Origin of the sequence: Moraxella sp. CTOTU46711, assembly GCF_031975715.1 — a bacterium.
Lineage (GTDB): Bacteria > Pseudomonadota > Gammaproteobacteria > Pseudomonadales > Moraxellaceae > Faucicola.
In genome coordinates this window covers 406,369-413,085 of sequence record NZ_DALYMP010000002.1, presented here as the reverse complement: position 1 = coordinate 413,085, position 6,717 = coordinate 406,369, and the positions used below count along the sequence as shown (strand labels likewise).

At 41.6% G+C, this 6,717-nt stretch carries 7 protein-coding genes; 4 read left to right on the top strand and 3 right to left on the bottom strand.

Annotated features, from left to right (window positions below):
* Positions 1-120: 120 nt before the first annotated feature.
* Positions 121-906 (bottom strand): type I methionyl aminopeptidase, encoded by a 786-nt coding sequence (gene map / locus RTJ53_RS05710; RefSeq protein WP_100270570.1) that lies wholly within the window; start codon positions 904-906, stop codon positions 121-123.
* A 160-nt stretch (positions 907-1,066) separates the two neighbouring features.
* Between map and msrB the strand changes: the two genes are divergently transcribed.
* The 4 genes from msrB to RTJ53_RS05690 all read left to right on the top strand — a co-directional run bounded on the left by msrB (position 1,067) and on the right by RTJ53_RS05690 (position 4,609).
* Positions 1,067-1,537, top strand: a complete 471-nt coding sequence (msrB, locus tag RTJ53_RS05705) for a peptide-methionine (R)-S-oxide reductase MsrB (RefSeq protein ID WP_007115802.1) — start codon at positions 1,067-1,069, stop codon at positions 1,535-1,537.
* Positions 1,538-1,808: 271 nt separating this feature from the next.
* Positions 1,809-2,582, top strand: coding sequence for a 30S ribosomal protein S2 (gene rpsB / locus RTJ53_RS05700; RefSeq protein WP_050324911.1), 774 nt, complete (start codon positions 1,809-1,811; stop codon positions 2,580-2,582).
* 228 nt (positions 2,583-2,810) lie between these two features.
* Positions 2,811-3,689, top strand: a complete 879-nt coding sequence (gene tsf, locus RTJ53_RS05695) for a translation elongation factor Ts (protein WP_007115804.1) — start codon at positions 2,811-2,813, stop codon at positions 3,687-3,689.
* 125 nt (positions 3,690-3,814) lie between these two features.
* On the top strand, positions 3,815-4,609 hold the full coding sequence (locus RTJ53_RS05690; protein WP_312276211.1) for an enoyl-CoA hydratase: 795 nt from the start codon (positions 3,815-3,817) through the stop codon (positions 4,607-4,609).
* Between the two features lie 18 nt (positions 4,610-4,627).
* Here RTJ53_RS05690 and RTJ53_RS05685 read toward each other — a convergent pair whose 3' ends face one another.
* Together RTJ53_RS05685 and RTJ53_RS05680 are read right to left on the bottom strand one after the other, a co-directional pair.
* A complete protein-coding gene (locus RTJ53_RS05685) occupies positions 4,628-5,131 on the bottom strand; it encodes a protein disulfide oxidoreductase (protein WP_312276210.1) in 504 nt (167 codons plus the stop codon).
* Positions 5,132-5,204: 73 nt separating this feature from the next.
* A complete protein-coding gene (locus RTJ53_RS05680) occupies positions 5,205-6,491 on the bottom strand; it encodes an O-acetylhomoserine aminocarboxypropyltransferase/cysteine synthase family protein (RefSeq protein WP_312276209.1) in 1,287 nt (428 codons plus the stop codon).
* Positions 6,492-6,717 lie beyond the last annotated feature (226 nt).

The window sequence follows — 6,717 nt, the reverse complement described above, 5'->3', positions numbered from 1 at the left end:
ACTCTTCGTCGCTCAGTGGTGGCGTATTATACGTGAATTGGAATTGGTGTCAACAGTAAAATATAAATAATTTTAAATTAATTGCTAACTTTCTTTTATACTCATGATTTTATTCATATTTTAACTGTTTAAAAAACTCAAATCTTCTTCTGGACGCTTGGTAAATACTTCACAGCCGTTTTCAGTGACCATTAGTGTGTGTTCCCATTGGGCGGACAATTTACGGTCTTTAGTAATTACCGTCCATTTATCGGGTAAAGTTTTGGTTTGCCATACACCTTGGTTAATCATTGGTTCAATGGTAAATGTCATGCCTGTGGTCAGTTGTAGACCGGTATTTTTTTTACCATAGTGCAGAATTTGTGGTTCATCATGGTATACGTCACTAATTCCATGTCCGCAATATTCTCTTACTACGCTAAAACGCTCGGGTTCAGCCACCGCTTGAATCGCTGCGCCAATATCGCCTACATAGGCGCCATTGCGAACAGCTTTCATCCCTGCATATAGTGCGTCTTGGGCAATTTTGCAGATACGCTGCGCCATGATAGAGCCTTCACCGATAATCCACATTTTTGAAGTGTCGCCATGATAGCCATCTTTTATCACTGTGACATCGATATTGACGATATCGCCCTCTTTTAGGATACGGCTGTCATCGGGAATACCGTGACAAACCACATGGTTGATTGAAGTACAAAGCGTATGCTGGTAGCCATGATAGCCGACATTAGCAGGAATGGCTTTTTGGACATCGACAATATAGTCATGGGCAAGCTTGTCTAATGCCCCTGTCGTTACTCCCTCTTTGACATATTCATCTAACATCACTAAGACGTCGGCGGCTAATTTACCAGCGACGCGCATTTTTTCAACAGCTTCAGGGTTATTTAATAGTGTTTTCATACAATAATTATCTGATTTTGCAAAAATTTAAGAAGACGTATTATAGCCCTTTTCGCCTTTTTCACAAAACTACTATTTGTTTAAACAGTTGTTACTTGAATTTTGGACGGGTTGTAACTATTGTGATGTTCTACAATGACAACAAAGGCTGGGAACGTCTATGGCTAATTCAATTAATATCGATACACAGAAGTATGTAAGACCGTCTGAAGCTGAAATCAAGGCAAATCTGAATGATGAGCAATATTATGTGACACAGCAAAACGGCACCGAACGCCCTTTTAGTCATGAATATGATCACCAATTTGAACGTGGTATCTATGTGGATATTGTGAGTGGTGAGCCGCTTTTTAGCTCATCAGACAAGTATGACTCAGGCTGTGGTTGGCCCGCCTTTAGTAAACCGATTGATACAGCAGTAATCAATGAATTGTTTGATGACAGTCACGGTATGCGACGTACTGAAGTACGCAGCCGTGTGGGTGATTCACATTTAGGTCATGTGTTTAATGATGGTCTTCCTGAGCTTGGCGGCATGCGCTATTGCATCAATGGCGCGTCGCTACGTTTCATTCCTGTGAATGAAATGGAACAAGAAGGTTATGGTGACTTAATTGGATTGGTTGAATAATCGCCATGTGATTTTGCTAAAACATATAGCTTAACCATATAAAAATATGTTAAAATAGCAGTTTGTCATTTTATCTTGAAATGGCAAATTGCTTTTTTTATTTACTAACATGACACACACATTGCTATTTTCAAGCTAAAAAGCTTGATAAGAGTTAAGCTGGGTGTTTGCAAATTTGATTAATTAAAATCCTGTAGATTTTGATGCGTGTTTGCAAATCGGCTTAATCGGTAATGTGGAGGCATAACCCAACTTTACTTAAGGAAATCTCATGGCGTCAGCTAATCCTACCCAAGTTTCAATGCGTGATCTTTTAGAAGCCGGTGCACACTTTGGTCACCAAACTCGTTTTTGGAATCCAAAAATGGGTAAATTTATTTTTGGTGCACGTAACAAAATCCACATCATCAACCTTGAGCATACAGTTAAAGCGATGAACGAAGCACTAAACTTCGTTAACCGTGAAGCAGCGCGTGGCAACAAAGTACTATTTGTTGGTACTAAACGTGCGGCAAGCAACGTTATTAGCGAACAAGCGGCTCGCGCTGGTATGCCTTATGTTGACCATCGCTGGTTAGGTGGTATGTTAACCAACTGGAAAACCATCCGTCAGTCAATTACGCGTTTAAAAGAATACGAAAAACAAGCTGAAGATGGTACGTTTGCTAAATTAACCAAACGTGAAGCGCTAGAGCGTACTCGCGAAATGGAAAAACTTGAGCGTGCGTTAGGCGGTATCAAAAACATGAACGGTTTACCTGATGCAATTTTTGTGGTTGACGTTGACCATGAAGCGATTGCAATCAAAGAAGCAAAAAACTTAGGTATCCCTGTTATTGGTATCGTTGATACAAACTCAAACCCAGATGACGTAGATTATGTCATTCCTGCCAATGACGATGCGATTCGTGCGGTAACGCTATACGTATCAGCGGTTGCAGATGCAATTATCGCTGGTAAAGAATACGCTAAAACTCAAGGCGGCAAAGCAGCAAATCAAGAAGAAGCAGTAACTGAAGCACCAGCAGAAGCTGCGGCAGAATAAGGGTTACCGCAGTATCATAGCAGCGCATTGCTTAGGTTGTTATGATACTGTCATCAAAATTTTATAAACTAACTTTGATGAGTAAATACAAAATTGGTTTATAAAAATTCGAATTTGTAGCGTAATATTAAAGGGCAAAAATCACCCATTTTTGTCCTTTAATCTCCAACTGTTTAGACAATAAACAACCCAATTCTCATCTATAATGATAATCAATTGAGGTATCTCATGGCAGAAATTAGTGCAAAACTGGTAAAAGAATTACGTGACCGTACAGGTCTTGGTATGATGGAATGTAAAAAAGCCCTGCAAGAAGCAGACGGCGACATCGAAACCGCAATCGATAACCTGCGTAAATCAGGTCAAGCAAAAGCTGCTAAAAAAGCAGGTAACATTGCTGCTGATGGCGCTATCATTATCGCCCAAGAAGGTAACAAAGCCTTACTACTTGAAGTAAACTGTCAAACTGACTTCGTGGCAAAAGATGCTAACTTCACCGCATTTGCAAACAAAGTAGCTGAACTTGCGCTTGCCAACAATACCACTGATGTAGCGGCTATCTCTGCATTGCCGTATGGCGATGGTCAAACGGTTGAAGAAGCCCGTGTTGAGCTCGTACAAAAAATCGGTGAAAACATCCAAGTACGTCGTGCAGAAGTGATTGAAGGTGATAACCTAGCCTCTTACCGTCACGGTATTCGTATTGGTGTAGTGGTTTCTGTTGAAGGCGGCAATGCAGACACCGCAAAACATGTAGCGATGCAAGTTGCGGCATTCAACCCAATCGCCGTTGATGAAGCCAATGTACCTGCTGATACGCTAGCACGTGAAAAAGACATCATCGAAGCGAAAGCAAAAGAATCTGGCAAACCAGATGCCGTGATTGAAAAAATGATCACAGGTGGTCTACAAAAGTACTTGAACGAAGTGACTTTGTTGAACCAACCTTACGTTATCGACAACGAGAAAAAAGTTGGCGATATATTAAAGTCTGAAGGTATGACGGTTAAAGCATTCAAACGCTTAGAAGTGGGTGAAGGCATCGAGAAAAAACAAGAAAACTTCGCTGAAGAAGTAGCAGCGGCTCAAGCAGCAGCAGCTAAATAATAAGTGAAAACCGCTAGGTTGTAGACTTATTAAAAATACCCCATAAATTTGGGGTATTTTTTTGGCTTGAAAATAGTTAATTATGTTAGGATAAAAGGATTAATAACATTTACAAGGATGTAAAAATGACCGCTATAAACTCAGATACTGATTATGTCTTACGCAGTGATAATAATGGATTGACTACGCTTACACTCAATCGTCCACAAGAATACAATGTGCTATCAGAAGAAATGCTGACTGCCTTGTCCCAACATCTGACCCAAATAGCCAACGATGATAACGTGCTAGTGGTGGTAGTGGCTGCCAATGGCAAGGCATTTTGCTCAGGACACAATCTCAAACAAATGCGTGCCAATCCTGAGCACGAGTATCAGCAGCAACTATTCACCCGTTGCAGTAACGTCATGCAGCAAATTTTGCAACTGCCGCAACCTGTAATAGCTAAAGTACAAGGACTTGCGACTGCAGCTGGTTGTCAGTTAGTTGCCACCTGTGATATAGCTGTTGCTGCCGATACTGCGACGTTTGCGACATCAGGAATTCGGGTGGGTTTATTCTGCTCAACACCCGCAGTAGCAATTAGTCGTAACCTACCTGCCAAACAAGCCTTTGAAATGCTGATGACAGGTGAGTTTATCAGTGCAGAAAAAGCGGTGCAGTTTGGACTAATTAATCATGCTGTCGCAAGTGATAAACTTGATGACTGTGTCAAGCAGCTAGCCCAACATATCTTAGATAAATCACCTTTAGCAGTAAAAGTCGGTAAGAAAATGTTCTATCAACAATTAAATATGCCTATCGAACAAGCGTATGAATTTGCTAGCTGTACCATGGCGGATAATATGATGGCGGCAGATGCCCAAGAAGGCATAGATGCGTTTATTGCCAAACGTCCTCCAGTTTGGCAGGGCAAGTAAATGTTGTCGTAATAAATATTATCGTAATAGCCACAGTCGCAATTTTAGTTCCCACGTTGGATGAATCCCCGTCAGACCTTGTACCATTTTGCCATCTTTTAAAATGATGAAAGATGGCGTCACTTGTCCCTGCCAGTCTGTGAAAATTTTGCCATCTTCATCATTTATCGTGACAAATTGCCACCCATGTTGACTTAAGTATTGTTGTACTTCATTTGGCTCGCCTGAATTCACTGCGAAGCTCACCACAGGATAATCCGCTGATTTTGCCAGTTTATCCACACTGGGTGAGGTTTGGCGACACACGCCACACCAACTACCCCAAAAATACACCAAAACAGGTCGCTGTTGACTCATTTGTTGCAAATCGATGGTTTGACCTTGAATGGTAGTAAATTGTAAAACAGGATTGGCTGGCATCATGGGTTGTCGCCACCAATTGACCACATTATAGATAGCGATAAACACCAAGGCATATATGGCAACACTTTTTACCCATAATCCAATTTTTTTGGTTATCATTTGCATTTTTCTGATCTAAAAAATTTAGTCCAAATAAAAAACGAGCTTAATGCTCGCTTTTTATTTGAATAGATTATTTGGCGGCGACTAACGCTTGCTCAAGGTCAGCTTTGATGTCGTCAATATGTTCAATACCAATGGATAAACGAATCATGTCTTCGCTAACGCCTGCTTTTTGCAACTCTTCAGCATTTAACTGGCGGTGCGTGGTAGTTGCAGGGTGGCAAGCGAGTGACTTGGCATCACCGATATTGACCAGACGGGTAATTAATTGTAGCGCATCAATAAATTTCGCCCCTGCTTCACGGCCGCCTTTTAATCCAAAGGTTAGAATCGCTGATGGCTTACCACTAAAGTATTTTTGCGCAAGCTTATGCTCTGGATGGTCGGTTAATCCTGCGTACTTGACCCAAGCCACTTGTGGATGATGGTTTAAAAATTCTGCCACGGCTTGGGCATTTTGGCAATGTCGCTCCATACGCAAGGCTAACGTCTCTAATCCAAGCATAATTTGCCAAGCGTTCATTGGACTCAGTGCCGCACCGGTATTACGTAAAGGCGCAACGCGTGCGCGGGCAATAAACGCCGCAGCACCCATGGCTTCAACAAAATTGACACCATGATAGCTGGCATCTGGGGTATTTAAAATCGCGAAACGTTCTTTGTGAGCGCCCCAATCAAATTTACCACTATCGATAATCACCCCACCCACCGACGTGCCCGAACCACTCACATATTTGGTCAATGAATGAATCACAATATCAGCCCCATGCTCAAATGGACGGCATAATGTTGGCGTGGCGACAGTGTTATCAATCACCACAGGTACGCCTTTACTATGAGCAAATTCGCTAATTTTTGCGATATCCAGCACGTTACCCAATGGATTGCCAATACTTTCACCAAATACCAATTTAGTACGTTCATCAATCAAATCACCCAAGGTCTCAGGTTTGGTATAATCAAAGAAACGCACTTCGATACCTTGACGTGGCAACGCATGGGCAAATAAGTTGTAAGTACCGCCATACAAAGTTGATACTGAAACGATGTTATCGCCTGCCTCACATAGCGTTTGGATGGTATAAGTAATCGCTGCCATCCCTGATGCTACCGTCAATGCACCGATGCCCCCTTCTAACGCTGCCATACGTGCTTCAAGCACCGCGTTGGTTGGGTTCATGATGCGGGTGTAGATATTACCAGCAACTTTCAGATCAAAAAGGTCAGCACCGTGTTGGGTGTTATCAAAGGCATACGAACTGGTGTGGTAGATAGGGACAGCGACAGCTTTGGTAGTCTGTTCTGGTTCGTACCCTGCATGAATGGCGAGCGTTTCTGGGCGATAGGTTGAGCTCATACATATTCCTTGAATTTAGTTTAATTAGCAAAAAAATCTCTTTTGCATTGTAACGAGTTGCTAATCAGTTTTGCAAATTCACAATAGAGCATTATTGGAACATTAATGCTGTATTTTGGAATATCGATTTGTGATGAATTGGCGTCTAAAAGCCCGCGTTTAACACAAATATAAGATAATACATCTTAAACTATAGCTAATGAAAGTTTTAATTTTTTGTAGATAA